Genomic DNA, 19,125 nt, shown 5'->3' with positions numbered 1-19,125 from the left:
TGACTAGCGGATTCCGAGGCGCATTTTCGCTACTTTATCTGCTTTTCGTTCCTTGCGGATGATTGCCATTTGACGACGCTCAGTTTTGCTCAGTGGCTTAGAAAAACGCATCGAAGCCCTCGCTTTTGCAAGTACGCCACTCTGCAATACTTTACGATTGAAGCGACGAATGATATTCTCGTTCGCTTCACGTTCATCTTTTCGTGTAACTTGTACCATATCGGCACTATTGTAACAGATGGAGCGACGATTTGCAAATACCACGCTCTATGAAATTGAGCCCGACCCAGAAGGAGCAGGCTCAACTTCTAGTTCAGGCTCGATCAGAGACGGGAGCTAGCGAGGGCCATATAGGCACCTCCCTTGTGAACAACCACTTTATAGCCCAGGTATTCAGTCCTAGCTATACATTGCCCGAATGACGAGCTCCTAGAGACAAACTCGTGAGAGCCTCGAAAAGAATACTTGTTTCTTTTCGTGTTACACTTAACCTCCAACACTCGATGGAGGGTCAGCGTGTGGTAGTCAACTTCTTTTATAGCACCCTCATTAATACGGGTGTATAAATAGCCAACCTCGACACCTAGCCCCTTCTTATACGCCCTTATTACCTCCTCGAGAGGGGGGTATGTTATCAGGGATTCGATTGTTACGATGCCGGGACATTTAAGTCCCTCAACCTTAATGTCAAGCCCCTTCATGTAGGGCCTCCCTTCAAACTACGGTCACGAAGTTTTCGTGAGACAACCGTTGTTATGGTAGTGATAGTAAATTATATATAGGCTTTTTGCAACTTTAAGCATTTTCCAAATGAGATAGGGCTAAACTGCAGATCGCCCTAGGCCCGCAGATGAAAAAATTAGGTAAACACCCTAAAGCTTTGCCAACAAGCTCGGGAGGGCATATAGCAGCAACCTGATCACGACATATGAAATTGAGCCCGACCCAGAAGGAGCAGGCTCAACTTCTGGGTCAGGCTCTATTTAGAAAACATATACGCCCTGTCTTTATCTATATAGACGACGACTTGGAATCTTCTAACAGTACGAACCAACAATGATGTACCCTCAAAGGAATAAGTTCTCTCCTTCAAGTCATAATTTACATTTGCTATTTCTTGAAGCCTAATACTATAGCATTCGAGCCTGGAAATAGCCCCTCTATTGATACGAAGCCAGAGAGACCTTATTGTTACGCTCAAGCCCCTGTTACGGGCGTTCAGTACCTCTTCAAACGTGGGGTACTCCACGACCACCTCGCCCGCCTTGTCGACGATATCTTCCAGACCCTCAACCTTAATGTCAAACCCCTTCATGAGGGCCTCCCTTCAAACTACGGTCACGAAGTTTTCGTGAGACAACCGTTGTTATATTAGGGATAATAAACTAAGTATAGACTTTTTTGCAATCTTAAGCATTTTCTAGATACACTAATCGCCCTTCGACACTTCGACGGCCATTCCATTCGTTGATATTAGGCTGAAACCAAATATTCACATAGTCGCCCGGCTCGACAAACCATTCTTCTGGTGCCGAAAAGGCTAGCAATGCCAGCTCTTTTCCGTCCCTATCTTGTACAAATAATTTCAAATGCTGAGCCTCTGCACCCATTCGACGTACGCCACTTACCAAAACTTTATTTATTCGTAGAATTGGCTCTGGGTTACCGTTACCAAATGGCTCCATCTTGGCTATATCACCAATTAGCCCCTCGTCTACCTCCAAAAAACTATCTATCGTAACATCAGCTTTTGGTAAAAGGAGAGGCTGTTGTGGCCGTAAATTAAGTGACAAGAAATAATCATTAACCCTCTTACGAAACGCCTCAATATTTTCCGTCGGCAGAGTTACTCCAGCCGCAAGCTTATGCCCCCCGCCCTTCGTGATGATATCGTCACTTGCCCGAATCGCATCAGCCGCGCTAAAATCTCCATAGCTACGTGCCGACCCCTTGCTCTCCTCGCCCATCTCCTGCAAAACATAGGTTGGCTTCTTATATTTTTCGAGGATCTTTGCCGCGACAATCCCGATAATACCATGGCTCCAGCTAGGGTCGCTTAATACCAGCACAGGATCTCTCAGATACCTCTCAGCCTGCACAATCGCCCCCTTAAAAATCTCATCTTGGGCCATACGACGCGCCTGATTCATTTCGTCGAGCTTTTGTGCAAGCTCAAGTGCTCTTGTAGTGTCTCTGGTCAGCAACATATCCTGTGCATATTTTGCCGTCTCTAATCTACCGGCCGCATTCATACGAGGTCCGAGTGCAAAACCAAGTGCACGTGCGTCAATATTCTCGGGATCAATACCTGCCACCGCCATCAGGGCCTTTATGCCAGGCCGCCTAGTCTTAGAAAGCACCCTTAGGCCCCAAAAAACATGCATACGATTTTCGTCAACTAGCGTCACAACATCGCAAACCGTACCAAGTGCAACCAGATCTAATAACCACTTCTCTTGACCAACGGAAAGCCCCTCAAGTCGAGTTTGCATCGCCTGCACTAGCTTAAAAGCTACACCCACACCTGGCAAATCAAGAAATGGATAATATTTCCCTGCACTACTTCTTTTCGTCAAAATGAAATCAGTGTAGTCTTTTGGGCGATCCTGCAATAAGCGTTTTGGGTTGATGACTGCAATCGCCGGAGGCTGAACAGGCGCAACGTTATGGTGGTCAGTCACAATCACGTCCACCCCCAGCTCATTAGCCCTCTTGATCGGCTCCTCGCTTAGACTACCGCAGTCCACCGTTACGATAAGAGTCGCACCCGTATTGGCGATACGCTCTACCGCTTCTACCGTCATGCCATAACCTTCAACAAATCGATTTGGTATAAATGTCTCCACAAACCTAAATCCAAAGCTTGCAAACGCATCAACCAGTACAGTCGTAGCCGTCAGCCCATCAATATCATAATCACCATAGATAGTAACGTGCTCCTGAGACTCGCGCGCCAACACCAGCCTATCAACCGCCGCCTTCATGTCGGGAAGCAAAAACGGATCGTGGCCGGCTTCGTATTGTGGACTCAAAAACAACTCGCGTGCCTCGCCGACCAGTCCACGCGATTGCATTATTTGATCAAAAAGACGCATTATGACTGAATGTCAGTTGTTGTTCGCTTCGGCCTACCCGCACCCGAATGTTGCTGTGACTTGATCACGATACTCTGCAACTCTTTAAATATAGGGAATTGTTTATTCGTCGAGTAAATCTTCGTGTTACCCTGCTTCTCGGCAGAGAGAAACCCTACCTTTTCCAGTCGTTTTAGCTCACGCTGGATATTGCCTGGATCTTCTTTGATAAGCTTTGCCAGACCGCGAACGTGGGTATGAAAATCAGGATACTTTGCGTAGACGACTACAATTTTTCTACGGACACGCGATGTAATAAAAACGTCTAGCACGCTGAACCCTTTCTGTTCACATTCCAATAATACTGTTGCTTTTTATTCTACATTTAATAGACGTCATTTGCAAGGCTCTTGTCGCGCAATTTAACGCCAATTAAGTATGATTTGGTTAATTTTTGCTACCGCCTCCTCGCGCGTAGGAACCGTGTTATCAGTATAATAATGGTCAACTCCCATAAAATTCTCCTTTACATCTAAGATATGAAGCTCATCCGCTATCACGTGTAGCTTGTCTACAACGGATACAGTTGCGACGGGTGCCACAATAACAAGCTTTTGAATCCGAATCGGTTTGAGAAAATCAAGCGCCACGCTGATAATCGCCGCATCAGAAAATCCATCCGACACCAGTATAACGATACGATCCCTCAACATATCCTTGCTAATAACGCCACCATCGCCGACTAGTCGATTTATACGACTAAATGCTTGCCTCTTCTGGTCATCAAGGTAACCATGAAACTCACTAGCATACTCATTAATTTCTCCTGCAGTAAATTCGCTATTGTAAGTAAAGTTACCCGCCTGAGATACAGCGCCTATACTGACGCTCTCGCCTGGCACCTCAATCTCTTCAGTAACAAGCATAGTTAAAACACAATGAAGTTGGGCAGCAATCTGTTCTCCAACCAACACGCCACCCACACTAAGTGCAACGACGGCACAGTTCTCGTATCGATATTGCTCGCCTATCTGAGCCGCTATAATCTGGCCAGCCTGCGCCCTATCCTCAAAATACATATGTTTATAGTATCAGCTCATATCAGCCAATCGCAAGGTATAATATAGGTCGTGTATTACTATGAGGTTGCGCCAACAAGGATAATTCGTGCGTCAAGTGCGGCTTTTACTTACGCATCAAATCAGCTAGTCAATATTGGCCAACTTGTTATCATACCTGTTGGTAAACAGACACACATTGGACTAGTCCTAAAAAAGGTCACCAAACCAACATACGACACTCGAGACATCATAGAATTACTCCCCATTTCGCCACTACCGATACCGCTCATAGAAACAACTCTATGGATAAGCAAGTACTACGCAACCCACCTAGCGGTCGTACTGCAAACTATTTTGCCAAAAGGAATCGCAAAAAAGCGTCGCAAGCAAAAAAACGCTCTTCCCCTACCAACCAGAGATAGAACAAGTTTTTTGCTCAATAAGCATCAAATTGAAGCTGTCGACAACCTCAAACAAATGCCCCCAGGGACGGTAGTCCTACATGGCGTTACTGGCAGCGGTAAGACTGCTGTTTATATCGAATACGCAAAATCAATCATCGCAAACGGTCAGTCGGTTATAGTACTTGTTCCAGAGATAGCCCTCACGTCTCAACTAGTTAGCGAGTTTCAACAGCATTTTGAAGACATCATCTTGACGCACTCTCGTCAAACCGAGGCAGAACGACACCTGGCGTGGCTAGACGCCTTAAACAGCACCGCTCCTCGTGTCGCGATAGGACCGCGCTCAGCCCTATTTCTCCCTCTCTCATCCATTGGGGCAATTATTATTGACGAAGCCCACGAGCCAAGCTTCAAGCAAGATCAGTCGCCTCGTTACTCTGCCCTGAGGGTAGCGAGTATTCTCGGGTCACATCATCAGAGTCGTGTCATACAAGGTTCAGCTACTCCACTCGTATCAGAGTACTACCTAGCCCTAAAGATGAATAAATCAATTATTCACCTACCCCACCCAGCTCGACAAGATACAACACCTCCAAATATAGCAGTTGTTGACATGACAAAAAAAACCAACTTCATCCAACACCGTTTCTTCTCAGACAAGCTGCTTCAGTCTCTCACCGACCAATTAAACGCCGGCAAGCAGTCTCTCATTTTTCACAATCGCAGGGGCAGCGCCAGCACCACACTGTGTGAAACATGTGGCTGGACGGGTGTATGTCCACGCTGCTACGTCCCCCTAACCCTTCACGCTGACCTCCATCGTCTACAGTGTCACATTTGCGCCCATAGGGAACGAGTGCCGACCTCATGCCCTATATGCCAGTCAACCGAGATTATCCACAAAGGTATAGGTACAAAACTCATTGAAAGTGAACTTAAAAAAATCTTTCCGACCGCACGTATCGCGCGATTCGATGGCGATACAGACGGTACCGAGACCGTTGAATATCGCTATCAATCTATGTATGACGGGACTATTGATATCATTATCGGCACCCAAGTAGTTGCAAAAGGGCTTGATCTACCTCACCTCCGTACCGTTGGTGTAATTCAGGCAGATGCTGGTCTATCTATACCCGACTACACCTCAAGCGAGCGCACTTTTCAACTCCTTGCTCAAGTTGTCGGTCGAGTGGGTCGCTCTCGCCACAACACTTCAGTGATAGTCCAATCATACCAACCTGAAGCACCAGCAATACGCGATGGAATTAGACAAGATTTTGACAGCTTCTACCAAAACACCATAAACGAAAGGCGGCGAGCAAAGTTTCCTCCATTTACTTACCTGCTTAAATTAACTTGCGTATACAAAACAGAGGCTGCATCGATTCGTAATGCGACCTCTCTAGCAAAAGTAATTCGCTCAAAATATACAGATATGACAATATTTGGGCCGACCCCGTCCTTCTATGAGCGACAACACGGCACCTATCGCTGGCAAATTATAATTAAGTCAACCGATCGCAACAAGCTACGCTACATCATTGATAACGACTTACCATCAGCTCACTGGCAATACGACCTCGATCCTATGAGCCTACTATAGTTGGCCTCTATCTGATATACTGTTGGAAGTGAAAAAAGAAGATATTATAACCCTGCCAAACCCCCACCTGCGCAAAAAGTCAGCAAAAGTTCATGTTATAACCGACGCTACGCGTAAGCTAGTCAAGGACATGGTTGACGCTAGTCTCGACTGGGAGGACTCTCGACCGCACGAAATCAGTGCCGCACTTGCAGCAGTCCAGGTCGATACGCTCGAGAGAGTGGTTATTGTCAGAAGTGACTTTGATGACAAATCTATACGTGAGTTTACGCCACTTATTAATCCAGAGATTGTGAAGTATGAGGGGGAGCTAATCTCGGATTACGAAGGATGTTTAAGCGTAAACGGCTTCTATGGCAAAGTCCCTCGTTATTCCAAAGTTAGAGTCAAGGCACTGAATATAGACGGTAACGAGGTTCGAATCAAGGCAGAGGGCTTTCTTGCTCGCGTCCTTCAGCACGAGATCGACCATACAAATGGCCTTGTTTTTGTTGACCGCATACACGACAGACAAGATACATTTTATCGCCTAAACAGTCAGGGCGAGCTTGAGCCTCTAGATTACAATCTCTACGTCAAAGACAATCACGAACTTTGGGGCTAGCAATGAAACCGATCGTATTTTTTGGCACAGAGCATCATAGCCTTGTCGTACTTAAGGCCCTAGTAGAGTCAGGCTACTTAATTGCCGCCGTCGTCACTAAACCAGACTCTATCAAAGGACGACATAAAAAGCTCTTGCCGCCAGCCGTAAAACAGTTTGCCGTGGAACACAAGATACCAGTGTGGCAGCCAAAAAATCTCAGAGATATCATCGATAATATTCGCCAACTTGGAGAACCCGTAGGCATACTGGCCAGTTACGGCAAAATTATTCCTCAATCTGTCTTGGAGCTATTTTCACCCGGTATCATTAATCTACACCCCTCGCTACTCCCTCTATACCGGGGGCCGTCTCCGATAGAGTCTGCTATTGCAAATCGTGACAGAAAAACTGGTGTCACGATCATAAAACTCGATCAGGCCATGGACGCAGGGCCAATCTACACACAAGTCCCCTACGCACTTGATTTTACCGAAACAAAGCCTGAACTATACGACATCTTATTTTCACTTGGCGCCAACCTGCTAGTCCAAATCTTGCCTCGCATTGTAAGCGGTGAACTACAACCAACACCACAAGACGACGATCTCGCCACCTACTGTTCACTATTAGATAAGTCAGAGAGTCGACTAGACCTCTCGCACCTCACTCCCGGTGAGGCCGAAGCACGCATACGTGCTCACCTAGGCTACCCCCGATCACGAGTTAATATAGGTACATACGACTTGATCGTCACGAAAGCACACGGCGTCATGACCAAGCAATCACCTATGGACATTGAGTGCTCCAATGGAGCTTTTCTATCAATCGATGAGGTTATTGCTCCTAGCGGAAAAACTATGTCGCGCGATGACTTCTTGAGGGGCCATCCTCTATAAAACACCTACGGTATAGCGCTGACGCGTGTTTTTCATAAAGAGACAAGCCACTATACGGCTGCTGACGCTTGGCCCGAATCGACACCCAGAATTGCATCGCGATTCGCGACAATTTCGTCTTTGAGCTCAGCGATGGTTTGTGTAACTACATCTTTGTAGTCTGGTCGGTTTATCCCTAGCCACTTGAGAGACGCATACTCAGCAAGTATGACATTTTGAGGAATATTCTCTGGCGCGCCAGATCTTAACTGCTGATAAATCTTGTCATTTTGATAATCAGGTGCATTTTCAGCCAGCCAAGCATTCACTACGTCATCCTTACGTTCAATGAATGCCTCAAATTGCTCAATCTGGTCACCGCTGAGACCATCCGAAAGACGCGTACCAACCCTCAGCTCTAGCTGTTCTCGAAAATGAGCGAGAAACATTGCTTTTTGGTCTTCTGGCAAATCACCAAGCCCCACCTCTTGTAGAAATTTATCATCTAATTGAAACATATTTACTCCTTATTGATAATTATATCACCTAGGAGCTTTTCGTCTGCTCAGAAGAGGAGTTTACCTCAATCGAAGTGTTGTCCAACTGATCAATATCCGCTTCTATCTCACCCAAAAGATCATAGAGCGCCATACGCTTTTCCTCAGCATCCTCTATAGAGTTCGCTACTTCAAAAGCTTTATCATACAGATCATCTGTTCCTGCTCCCGCCCGAATTGCTGAAATAATCAACGAGAATCGCTCAGTTGGCTCACCTTCACCGTTCATAATTAACGGTAGCAGCAAGTCTAATACTTGCTGTCTCATCGCTACTAAATGTTCTCTATTCATATGTATTTACCTCTTAAATTATTTACGTTAACTAAGATTGTTTTGGACGGGTAAGTGGCGCCTGTTGCCTTGATCGACGAGTCCACCCACCGTAGTACTTCCTTTCTAACTGTTTTCCAAGTGAGCGATTACGCCCCTTATCATCTCTAATCATACTTCGCTTCAGCTGACTAATCCCGGCGTTAGTAAAATGAAACTCTACCCTACCACCAGACATTCTACGCAACTTCCACATCTCTTTAGGCTTCTCTACACTACGGTCACTAGGATGAAGCACCGACAATGTAAGTGACGCGAGGCTCATGTCGCCACCATACCAACGATTTATATATTCTGTGTATTGCTGCTCAATACGCTCACGAATTGACTCAAAGTCTCTACCTATGTCCTCATCGGGCACCATAGTACTCTCGTCGGAGGATCCGCCGTCACGAGCCACCTGCTGATTAAAGTTCCTCCAAGCGTCTGGCATAAACTTTCCTTCGCGATAGCCCTGGTTAAGCAGCCTCTCTGGCGCACTATCAATTTCAGCACCCGCCACCGGACAGATAACTCGCCTTGAATGTCTAGAAGTCGATTGCTCGTCACCATTTCGTGCGGCCCAGAGCCTGTAACCCAGGACAGAATCAGCGCCAACTCCCATATCATTTTGGTCTTCACATCCACCAATAGCCGCATACGCCTTAACGCGAAAGGCCGAGTTTGGGCCAATCGTTGCTGGAGGCGTCTTAAAGCCGCGTGCCCCAGTAGAAAGCTCGTTGGCAAGTTGCTGATATCTTTGTGCGTAGTAGTACCCAGGATACTTCTCTGCCGCCTCAAGTCCCCAATGAATCCGCCCGATAAACCCATCTGAGCGCGGAGATCGATCCATCTGCTTAATATAGCGTCCTAGGTAATTCTTACTCATCCCCCTGGCGTCAGCATCATTGGTGATCATCAGAACCTCTTGGTCTTTAGGCATACGACCCTCCTTAATAGCACGACGGACACTAAATGCTGCAGTATCATAAAGCGTTTTTATAATTTCACCATACATTGCTTTATGGCGTACGTTTTCGTACCAATCATTAGACCACTCCTTAGTAAATTGTGCGATCTTTACCTCAGGGTGATCGTCCTTGAACCGCTCAATCTCATCAAGTGTCTTTTGTATACCTGCCGCTTTTTCTGGGTTATCTTTCTCACGATCAATCCAGTTCAGATTCATCAGAATAACTGATTGTGATTTCGACTCTTCATCCTGTTGGGAATAGAGAGATAGTGTTTTATAAATATTATTGCTCTCTTCACTGGCATGAACAGGCATTACGACTATCGCTCGGGTATTTTTATCCATATCTCGTAGAACTTCATTGTCATCAATACGCTCATCAATTTCTGCTATATACTCTTTGCCGCGACTATTGATTTGTTGATTATAGTAAAAATCAAGCTCTTCCCCAGTCTCAAGTTCTGCATCCGGATCCTGCTGTAGACGAGGAGACCTCTCTTGATACCATCGACCACGCTTATTAGGATTATTATGGTTAAGATTTCCATAACCCGCACTGTCACTATCATGATTTGTACTATTAGGTCTCAAAATGGATTCCCGAAGCCTTCTGAGCCTTTCTTTGACGGAGTCATCATAATCAGGTAGTCTCGATGCAGTCCTCTGGGTACGCTCCAGCGATCGACGCGGAACAAACCCAGGCGCACCAAATCCTTCAACCTCTTTCTCTGAGATCAAATGTTCTACTGCGGGTGGCGTTAGCTTGAGGCGTGGAACGTGTTCTACGGTTGTCTCTGTCGTCTCGGTCGCAATCGCCTTTATTGAGTTAGATCCTACCTCCGTAGCTAGAGGCCTAATGTGTGTTACACCTTCTCTGGTCTCATGAACTTCAGCCAACTCGGCATACGCACCACGAAACTCGGTCTGACCGCTAGCATCCACCGAGAAGAACTTTGCAGCAGGACTATCAGCAGGAATATCGATTGTACCATCTGGATTAACATCTACCATATACACCATGCTCTGCGTATCGCGAGAGGCGGAAATAGCAAGTTTTATCTTGCCCTCCTGCGCAGACTCAGACCAAGAAACATTGTGGCCATTATAGCGTGATCCGCCTTCGGTCAGTGAGCTGACACTCATCTGAATTCCACCTTCTGGGCCCACGCCATTACCATTTGTGCCACCCCACCAAAGACCAAGCTCATTTTTGTCATACGGCGAAGTGCTATTATCATACCAAAAGTCACGCTTAACATGCGTAAGATCCTTTGCATGCTGTTGGTTATATTCATCAACAGACACCTCTTTTGTCACAGTTGAGGCATGTTCGATAACTTGGCCTAGATCAGTTGAAACAACACCCTTTTCTCGAAGCGCTTCTAAGCTTGAGGGTGTCAAATGGCCCCGATCGTCAAGCGTAAGACCGTCAGCAAGACGACTACCATCGGGTGCTTCAATACTAATTGTTCCATCAGTATTTTCCGCTACGCTGTATCCCCTAGGAATTTCGATCTGACCTCCAGATGAACCAATCATATGACTTTCATATACAGCAGAAGGTTCTGTGCGTTCTATAGAGCCAGGTTGTGCATTTACCAGCCCTTCCAAAAGTGTTTGCCGACCATCCGTAGACGACGTCTCAGGATCCACAACACGCTCTAAGATACCGTCGTAGCTCGGATCGGCAAAGGCAGCTGCCTCTTGTATACCAACCCCGACAGCAAGGCTTGTTGCTGCGCCGACTGCGGCAGCCTTTGCGACTCGACGACGACGCAAACTGCGAAATGCCCTATCTTTTGCGTCAATATCACTGTTAAGCTCAACCACTGGACCAGTAAACTGCTCGAGCGCCTCATCAACCGACATCTCCTCTGTGATACCCAGCTGATCACAATACTCCTTAGAAAGATTATCGATACGAGAGCCCAACATGATCTTAGCCCTTGCACGTGCAACATCAAGCCGCTGCCTCTCTAGCTCAATCTCCGTCACAGATGAATAAGAAATGAGGTCAATATTTCTCTTATCTGAAAGTTGGATACGCGCCTCCACCGATGCAATTGTCTCATACGCATTTTGTGCATTTTCTGCCCCCTCTTCATCTGACTCGTTAACGACCAGAAGATCCTCCAGCATCCTACTCAACGCATTCGCCTCTATCGTCTCATACCGCGTCGCCTCCATCTCCTCACGACGCACACCCAACTCATATCTCTTGCCCTGCGCCATCTCGCGAGAGTGAATAGTCCTCTCTTGCTTTACCCTTGCATGTTCACGAAAAGCTGAAAATATTCCGCCAAGCACCCCCGGAGCCAGAGTCACACCTGCAGCGCGCATTAAGGTGCCACGTCCGGCTCGCGCCATACCAAGCGCAACCGCGGCAGATAAGCCAATTACCTCTGGACTCACTAAGCTACCGACTTTAGTTCGCTTCAAGCGCTCTATCACACGCTCAGTCTTACTTAGCTCCGACTCAGAGCGGACATTAGAGCGCGATTCACCGACATACACATTCATACCCCCAAGAACACGATCAAGACTCTCGCCATGATCAACCATGGCCTTTACCTGCTCAGAAATATCAAGCAAGTTATCAATTCGAACCTTGCCCTCACCGATAGCTTCCTTACCCTCAGAGTCACTTAACTCCTGGAGTAAGCGACCCCTCTCCTCTTCAAGCGCCTCAGGGTCTGTGATTTCATCCTCTACGTAGCGTCTTATAAGATCCTTCACTCCACCCGAAAACTTTGAGCTATCATCAAGCTTAGTACGCCTCTCACCAGCATCGGTATGAATAGACTCCTCATATTCTGACTGAAACCGATAAATTGTCGCTAGTTGAGCCTGTCTACGTCCGTCCTCGTCTGATACATGCGCCAATACATCATTCTCTTGGGAGATCGTCTCAAGCGCCTCTTTCTTATACTTCTCTAAATAGTATGCCCCGAAAACACCATTTTCACCCATCCAGATTCTCTTTAGAAATCGTTTTAAACGACCACCCTCCTGGAGCTCATCTCGTCTTCTAGACTCAGCGGCATCGCGAGCTGCGGCAATTGCATCATGAGTCTGATCTATAAACGTCAAAGTCAGGTCATGCTCTAGAGGCCGAGCTCCCCGCGTAGCTATTCGTCTACCTGGACCCGAGACACTAGGTGTAATATTGCCGCCAGCTGACTGTCCGCTATTCTGATTATTAACCTGACTTGAGGTATTGCCCCCCGCCGTCGTCTGTTCATCATCAGCCGACTGGCTACCTTGACTCTCATTTGCCTCGATCTCCTCAAGCTCTTTCCTAGCATCGGCAAGAAAATGATCGATGTCAGAGATATTCATATCATATATAGTCCTAAAACCAAGCAGGTCAGAAAGTGCCGTTCGCTTATCAGCATAAGTTAACTTGCTGTCTACGGCATCTAGTATATGCTGCAGCTCTTGTTTACGCGCATTACGTTGCGCTAAATGACGTGCCTCTAGCGTCTCGCGCGCCGAAGAAGCTATCGCTCTTAGCTCTAGGTTATTTGTATTATACTTTGAGGTAAAATCAAACAATTTACTCTGTGACATAGCCTCACAGAGATCTGCCATAGGAGTATTGCTATTCCTTAGATCATCCCAGGCTCCAGCAATCATCTCTAGCTGCTCGTCCGACAAAGATTCGGCCGTCAGCTTTTTATTTGCCTCTTTTCCGTCATTGGGCTGACGAACATCCTGCCTATTAGCATCATCTACCATAGCGTCCTCTACCTACCTTTTGAGCCCAGGTACAGATCGCGAAACCGTAACATTGTCTCCAGCGTAATACGACGTACATCAACGCCACAATCGGCAATATAACGCTGGACTTCCTCATCTGGGGCCTCTCGGTCTAACAACCCATTCAACCCATCTATACGATCTTCGGGCATCGCCTCAATAACCGATCGATTTACCTGATCAGTTAGACGATTTTTTAGGTCACTTTCCAGCTGTCTGCGTACGTCACCATCAACCGCAGTGTTCCACTGCTTTGCGTTTAACATATCTTTGATAAATGTGTCAAACGAATCATCCACGGTACTTTTCCTCTTATTTTTGCTTTTTGATGACATACATACTGTATTCTACAGTAAAGCATACCATAAGCGTTATACCGCTGCAAATAGTAAGAAAGACTAGCTAAGCGTACGCTTAACAAGCTCGCGGGTAAAGAACTCCAACTTATCACCCTCTTCAACGATAAGCTTCTTGACAGTCTTCAGACTGAGGCCACACATTTCTCCCTCAAATACCTCTTTTGCCTCTTGCTGCTGTCTCTGGACATTAGTCACTTCCACCTCGGCAATCTGCTCTCCACCCCTCAGAACACGAGCAAGCACATTAGGCATCACCTTTCCAGATGTAACCTCACCACCACATATAACCTCTTCTTTCATCGTGCGGAAAACGCCTTTTACCGTAAGTTTTCCAACCTCTGTTTCTACAACCTCTGGTGCAAGCATCTGCTCCATACTCTGGCGTGCGTCATCAAGTAGTTCGTAGATAACACGATAAAGCCTAATCTGAACCTTGTCACGCATCGCGAGACGCTTAACTGCTGGAGGAAGTTCGATATTAAATCCATATATGATAGCATCTGAACTCTCCGCAAGCCGCACGTCGCTTTCATTTACATTACCAACTCCGCTACCGATAATTCGAAGCGTGATCTGGCCCTTGGTGTCAACCAACCGAAGACTGTCCATTACTGATGTAAGAGAGCCTTGTACGTCCGCCTTTACGATGACATTTAGATCTTGCGTATCGTGTTTTTGCGTCATCATCTTAAGGATATCTGCGCCCGTGACATTGGTACTGGCCGCATTTCTCTCTGCCTCTATCTTTGTACGCTCAACCATCAATCGAGCCTCTTTTTCATTTTTCACAATAGTAAACACATCACCAAACTGAGGCAACTCCTTGAATCCCGTCACAGTCACTGGCGTCGACGGCCCCGCCTCCTTTAGTGTCTTACCGGCAAAATCAACTAGCGTGCGCACCTTGCCATATGCCGTACCAGCAACAAGAAAGTGCCCCGGCTTAAGCATGCCCTGCTCAACAAGGAGATTTACAACTGACCCCTTGCCTTTTTCCATGTGCGCTTCAATCACCAGTCCCTCAGCTGGCACATCAGTATCGGCTTTTAGCTCTTCCATATCGGCCACGAGCAGAACCATATCAAGCAGCTTATCAATTCCCTCGTTCATCTTAGCGCTAATCGGCACCATAATAGTATCACCACCCCATTCTTCTGGATTAAGCTGATGCTCACTAGCAAGCTGAGCCTTGACCATGTCTGGATTAGCTCCCTCTTTATCCATCTTGTTGATCGCGACAACAATACGCGCATTTGCACTGCGGGCAAAACGAATCGCCTCAACTGTCTGTGGCATCACTCCATCATCAGCTGCCACGACAATTATTACCACGTCTGTTAGTGCTGCACCATGCTGGCGAAGAGCCGCGAACGCTTCATGCCCAGGCGTATCCAGTAACGTGATCGGTCGACCATTGCGAATAGTTTGGTACGCACTAATATGCTGAGTGATCCCCCCAGCCTCACCGGTTACCGTTTTTGTACCAAGAATCGTATCAAGTAGAGTCGTCTTACCATGGTCAACGTGACCCATCACCGCAACGATTGGAGGCCTTTCAGATGCAGCCTCCGAAGGCTTGTGAAGTCTCTGTATAGATGCAGTTTCCGCTTCCTTACGCCTCAACTCTACGTCAAGCCCAAGCTCCTCCACGATAATCTCTGCCGTTTCAAAATCAATTCGTTGATTAATCGTCGCCACGATACCGTTCTTGAATAATTCCCCGACAAGCTGCGTCACTGGAAGGTTGAGTGTCTCAGCGAGCTCACCGACAGTAATCGAATCTGCGATAACCAGTACTTTCTTTTCTGCCTGACTCATCTGATTACTCCTTTCTCCCGACAGCTTGCCGGATCAACTATTCACGAATTAACGCGTGTCTATTTCTTTTTGTCAGCTAAACTGAGGCTGATTTTGCGATTTTCCTTGTCGATGTCTAGGACAACAAACTCTTTACGTTCGTTCAGGGTAAAGACTTTCTCTGGATCAACGTCATTACCGCTACCAAGCTCAGAGATATGGACCAACGCCTCAACCGCTGGACTAATCTGGACAAATGCACCAAACGGCGTGATACGCGTTACGGTTCCCTCAACCTTTTCGCCCTTTTTAAACTTCTCGACTTCATCAAGCCACGGGTCTTGAGTAAGCTGCTTCATACTAAGGCTGAGACGTTCCTTATCAATGCTAATGATTTTCGCCTCCACGGTCTGGCCAACCTTAACGTAATCGCTTGGATTATTAACACGCTCCCAACTAATCTCTGAGATATGTACAAGCCCTTCAATTCCATCGACATTAACAAATGCACCAAAGTCGACCACTCCCGTAACAATACCGCTAACCGTATCACCGACCTTAAGTTGCTCAAATCGCTCTGCTAGACCGTCTTTTACTGCCTCTTTTTCGCTAAAGATCAACTTATTAGCCTTGCGATCGCAATCAAGAATACGGACCTTGAGCGTCTGACCTACCAACGCATTCAGTCGAGCAAGAATCTCATCCTTGTCAGCACTGCCGACACGTGGATAGTGTTCAGCAGAAAGCTGTGAAACTGGCAAGAAACCTCGTACACCTTCGTATTCAACAAGCATACCGCCGCGATTTGCGTCATAAGGTGCAACCTCAATGATCTCAGCAGCATCCATCTTCGCCTGGACTTCTTCCCAACCGCGATCTTTTGCAGCTTTGCGAAGGCTCAAAAGACTGTATCCGTTCTCAAGTTCTGTATCAACAACGCTTGCCGTCACTTCATCACCAACGTTCAGCTGACGGCCAAGGCCGACCTCACGACGCGGAACATATCCGACGCCCTGTGCTCCTAGGTCGATTAATACTTCGTGTTTTTTCACGCTCAAAACGTGACCGGTGACAACCTCACCTGCAACAATCTGCTTAACGCTATCACTAGCGAGCAGTTCGTCCATTGTAATTGTGGCTTTTGCCATATAAGTTTATCGGCAAGCTAGTGCAAGTAATAACACTTAAACTCGCCAAAACTCCTCTCTTAAATTTGATATTTCTTGGCGCACTCAAATAGAATGAGCCCAGACTAACGTCTATTGTACACTAGTAGACGTATTTAGTCTATACAAGACGGCGAGATTGCCTGTAGGCCAGAACAACACCGACCAGAGAGGTAGCTCCGACTATAGGTATTACTACATCGCCAGGACCGGTCGCAGGAAGCGTCGACGAGACCGCAGGAGAATTAGCTGGCAGTGTCTCACCGGTAGATGCTGGCGCAGTAGCCTTTGTCGCCGAGGATGCCTCTTGGGCGGCACGCTGCTCCTGAGCCTTCTTTTCCTCGGCTGCCTGTTGCGTAGAAAGTGCATCTTTTAACTTATCGCCATTTGATGAGCCGGCTTTTTCTGATTGATTTGGTTGTTTTTTATCCGACGACGACGCCTCGGGCGTTGACGGAGCCTCTGCGTTCGACGCCATATCACCGTTACTATTATTTGTCAGTTGGTTACGGGCAAACCAAACCCCACCTACCAACAAGGTAGCTAAAACTGCTCCCACCAGCACAAATCCAAGTACGTTTCCCTGTTCACTTCGACGTGCCATTATAACTCTACTTTCCTCTCAAATTACTTACTTGATATTATAACCCTTTTCACCCCAGAAATCAATTCACAGTATGTGATAACATAGGGGCATGATAGTTACAATTGATACTGGTGGTACAAAAACGCTTGTATCGTCATTCGGAGTGAATGGCAAAATAGGCGAATCAATTAAGTTCCCCACTCCCAAAGATCCAGATGAGTACGTCAAACAATTGAAAGAGGTCGTCGGCTCACAATTTAGGAATAAAGAAGTTGATGTAATTGTTCTCGCCATTCCCGGCGTCATCAATCACGGCGTAGTCAAGTGGTGTGGCAACTTACCGTGGCGCAATATTGATTTCGGAAGACGCCTCAAAGACATGATCCCAGGCGTGCCAATTTTTATAGAAAACGACGCCAAGCTTGCGGCTCTCGGCGAGACGCGAATCCTCCCAACAACTCCCGTGTCATCACTCTACGTAACCATCAGCACGGGTATTGGCGGTGGACTAGTCGTCAATGGGCAAATTGATCGCGGCCTACGCTTTAGTGAAATAGGCCATATACCTCTTGAGTTTGATGGCAAAGTCCGCATATGGGAGTCATTTGCAAGCGGTCGCGCAATAGTTGATGTTTACAAAAAATTTGCCCGCGACATCACCAGTCCTCGCACCTGGAGACAGATTGCCGATCGTATGAGTCGAGGATTCCTGGTCATTATCCCGACGATCCAGCCCGATGTGATTATTATTGGCGGCAGTGTCGGCACATATTTTGATAGATACGCCGATTTTTTACGAGATACCCTGCGTGAACGCCTCCCAGAACATATCGAGTTGCCAAAAATTATTCAGGCACGTCACCCAGAAGAAGCAGTTGTTTACGGCTGTTACTACTATGGAAAAGATTACCTTTCTAGTAAAAAAGCTGCAAAGTAGCGCCTCCAGCAACCCTAATTTGACCGACCTGGTATTCCTAAAAGGAGAGTTTTTTAGTTGGGACCACACCACCCACACGATAACCTTCAATCCTTCCGATCCACTTGCAAACGCCTACTTATTACATGAATTTGGCCATGCCCTGCTCGACCACGCTGACTACAGCAATGACATTGAGCTACTTCAGATAGAGCGAGCCGCCTGGGACAAGGCTGTCAAAATTGCCGAAGAATACGAAGTCAGCCTAGACAGCGACACGGTGGAGGACTCGCTTGACACCTACCGAGACTGGCTCCATGATCGTTCGCTGTGCCCAAAGTGTAGCGCGACAGGCATCCAAATTGGCGCTCTGGCATATCGATGCGTTGCCTGCAATGCATCGTGGCGGGTTAACGAAGCCCGTAATTGCGCACTTCGACGCTACTCTACTAAAAAACGCTCCCTATAGGGAGCGTTTTTTAAAATACCTCGTTGATCGCCTATTTGTCGGCTTTTTTTGTTCGGCGTGAGATACGACCACCCTTTGCGCCTGCAATACGCGCAAGCTCAGGATTGGCAGCGAAACCGCCAGTATGACCATTACGGCCACCTTTTGCGCCGATCTTCGCATAAAAATTTGGGTCTTTTTGAAGGTTCTTTTGTGCAGCCTTAAGGCCGCCCGCTTTTGTTCCTGCCATTACTAGCATTCTCCCTGCTCTTTTAGAGCTTAATAAAAAGGGTTCAGTTCATCTACCGACAGTAGGTGAACCGGGACCCTCTCTGTTACCTCACATATGCTATGTGTATGGTTTTATATTAGCACAAACATAACAAAATGTCAATGGTTACAATCATCATTATTATGGTATAAAAAGTATTGCACTTATGCATTCTGTGCGATAATATAGATATGCACCTGTTTGAACTCTTTTAAAAAATTACGAGTTCACCACAAAAATAATTCTCGTTTTCTGCGAGATCCGAGAATATATCATAAATCTGCCTCACTAGAGGCAGATTTATTTAGAGTCAGTAGCTAAACTTGTATAGCTCAAAACAGCAAGCTGCGCCTATTCACAAAATCTTTGCAAAAATC

The 19,125-nt window shown here is 46.7% G+C and carries 19 protein-coding genes; 5 read left to right on the top strand and 14 right to left on the bottom strand.

Features of this window, described 5'->3' with window-relative positions; genetic code table 11:
- Positions 1-3 precede the first annotated feature (3 nt).
- From GWK75_00835 to GWK75_00810, 6 genes are all read right to left on the bottom strand, one after another.
- Complete coding sequence (locus GWK75_00835) at positions 4-219, bottom strand: 30S ribosomal protein S21 (protein QHU91007.1); 216 nt, start codon at positions 217-219, stop codon at positions 4-6.
- 104 nt (positions 220-323) lie between these two features.
- Positions 324-701 (bottom strand): hypothetical protein, encoded by a 378-nt coding sequence (locus GWK75_00830; GenBank protein ID QHU91006.1) that lies wholly within the window; start codon positions 699-701, stop codon positions 324-326.
- A 278-nt stretch (positions 702-979) separates the two neighbouring features.
- The gene (locus GWK75_00825; protein ID QHU91005.1) at positions 980-1,315 is read right to left on the bottom strand and encodes a hypothetical protein; all 336 of its coding nucleotides are present in this window, start codon (positions 1,313-1,315) and stop codon (positions 980-982) included.
- Positions 1,316-1,409: 94 nt separating this feature from the next.
- Positions 1,410-3,095 carry a single-stranded-DNA-specific exonuclease RecJ gene (recJ, locus tag GWK75_00820; protein ID QHU91004.1) on the bottom strand — a complete coding sequence of 562 codons (1,686 nt, stop codon included), beginning with the start codon at positions 3,093-3,095 and terminating at the stop codon, positions 1,410-1,412.
- A complete protein-coding gene (locus GWK75_00815) occupies positions 3,095-3,406 on the bottom strand; it encodes an ArsR family transcriptional regulator (GenBank protein ID QHU91003.1) in 312 nt (103 codons plus the stop codon). The genes recJ and GWK75_00815 overlap by 1 nt, the downstream gene beginning before the upstream one ends.
- A 90-nt stretch (positions 3,407-3,496) precedes the next feature.
- Entirely contained in the window at positions 3,497-4,153 is a 657-nt protein-coding gene (locus GWK75_00810; protein ID QHU91002.1) for a hypothetical protein, read from the bottom strand.
- A 51-nt stretch (positions 4,154-4,204) separates the two neighbouring features.
- On the opposite strand from GWK75_00810, the gene priA reads away from it, so the two are divergent.
- The 3 genes from priA to fmt are packed head-to-tail and all read left to right on the top strand — an operon-like array spanning position 4,205 to position 7,627.
- Positions 4,205-6,145: a primosomal protein N' gene (gene priA, locus GWK75_00805; protein ID QHU91001.1), complete on the top strand. Its 1,941-nt coding sequence runs from the start codon at positions 4,205-4,207 to the stop codon at positions 6,143-6,145.
- A 28-nt stretch (positions 6,146-6,173) separates the two neighbouring features.
- The gene (def, locus tag GWK75_00800; GenBank protein ID QHU91000.1) at positions 6,174-6,749 is read left to right on the top strand and encodes a peptide deformylase; all 576 of its coding nucleotides are present in this window, start codon (positions 6,174-6,176) and stop codon (positions 6,747-6,749) included.
- A 2-nt stretch (positions 6,750-6,751) separates the two neighbouring features.
- Positions 6,752-7,627: a methionyl-tRNA formyltransferase gene (gene fmt, locus GWK75_00795; protein ID QHU90999.1), complete on the top strand. Its 876-nt coding sequence runs from the start codon at positions 6,752-6,754 to the stop codon at positions 7,625-7,627.
- A gap of 50 nt (positions 7,628-7,677) precedes the next feature.
- On the opposite strand, the gene GWK75_00790 is transcribed toward fmt, so the two are convergent.
- The 7 genes from GWK75_00790 to GWK75_00760 all read right to left on the bottom strand — a co-directional run bounded on the left by GWK75_00790 (position 7,678) and on the right by GWK75_00760 (position 17,131).
- A complete protein-coding gene (locus tag GWK75_00790) occupies positions 7,678-8,124 on the bottom strand; it encodes a hypothetical protein (GenBank protein ID QHU90998.1) in 447 nt (148 codons plus the stop codon).
- A gap of 28 nt (positions 8,125-8,152) precedes the next feature.
- Positions 8,153-8,455 (bottom strand): hypothetical protein, encoded by a 303-nt coding sequence (locus tag GWK75_00785; GenBank protein QHU90997.1) that lies wholly within the window; start codon positions 8,453-8,455, stop codon positions 8,153-8,155.
- A gap of 31 nt (positions 8,456-8,486) precedes the next feature.
- Positions 8,487-13,184, bottom strand: a complete 4,698-nt coding sequence (locus tag GWK75_00780) for a hypothetical protein (GenBank protein ID QHU90996.1) — start codon at positions 13,182-13,184, stop codon at positions 8,487-8,489.
- Positions 13,185-13,192: 8 nt separating this feature from the next.
- Entirely contained in the window at positions 13,193-13,504 is a 312-nt protein-coding gene (locus tag GWK75_00775; GenBank protein ID QHU90995.1) for a hypothetical protein, read from the bottom strand.
- Positions 13,505-13,603: 99 nt separating this feature from the next.
- Positions 13,604-15,382, bottom strand: a complete 1,779-nt coding sequence (locus tag GWK75_00770) for a translation initiation factor IF-2 (protein QHU90994.1) — start codon at positions 15,380-15,382, stop codon at positions 13,604-13,606.
- 59 nt (positions 15,383-15,441) lie between these two features.
- The gene (locus GWK75_00765; protein QHU90993.1) at positions 15,442-16,509 is read right to left on the bottom strand and encodes a S1 RNA-binding domain-containing protein; all 1,068 of its coding nucleotides are present in this window, start codon (positions 16,507-16,509) and stop codon (positions 15,442-15,444) included.
- Between the two features lie 139 nt (positions 16,510-16,648).
- The gene (locus tag GWK75_00760) at positions 16,649-17,131 is read right to left on the bottom strand and encodes a hypothetical protein (protein QHU90992.1); all 483 of its coding nucleotides are present in this window, start codon (positions 17,129-17,131) and stop codon (positions 16,649-16,651) included.
- A gap of 91 nt (positions 17,132-17,222) precedes the next feature.
- On the opposite strand from GWK75_00760, the gene GWK75_00755 reads away from it, so the two are divergent.
- Complete coding sequence (locus GWK75_00755) at positions 17,223-18,050, top strand: ROK family protein (GenBank protein QHU90991.1); 828 nt, start codon at positions 17,223-17,225, stop codon at positions 18,048-18,050.
- Complete coding sequence (locus GWK75_00750; GenBank protein ID QHU90990.1) at positions 18,010-18,498, top strand: hypothetical protein; 489 nt, start codon at positions 18,010-18,012, stop codon at positions 18,496-18,498. The genes GWK75_00755 and GWK75_00750 overlap by 41 nt, the downstream gene beginning before the upstream one ends.
- A 31-nt stretch (positions 18,499-18,529) precedes the next feature.
- Here the strand turns inward: GWK75_00750 and GWK75_00745 are convergent, their stop codons facing one another.
- A complete protein-coding gene (locus GWK75_00745; GenBank protein ID QHU90989.1) occupies positions 18,530-18,727 on the bottom strand; it encodes a hypothetical protein in 198 nt (65 codons plus the stop codon).
- Positions 18,728-19,125: the final 398 nt, after the last annotated feature.

Source organism: Candidatus Saccharibacteria bacterium oral taxon 955 (assembly GCA_010202265.1).
Classification (GTDB): Bacteria; Patescibacteriota; Saccharimonadia; order Saccharimonadales; family Saccharimonadaceae; genus Saccharimonas.
The sequence above is the reverse complement of the archived record's forward strand: the minus strand, read 5'-3'. Positions and strand labels throughout refer to the sequence as shown.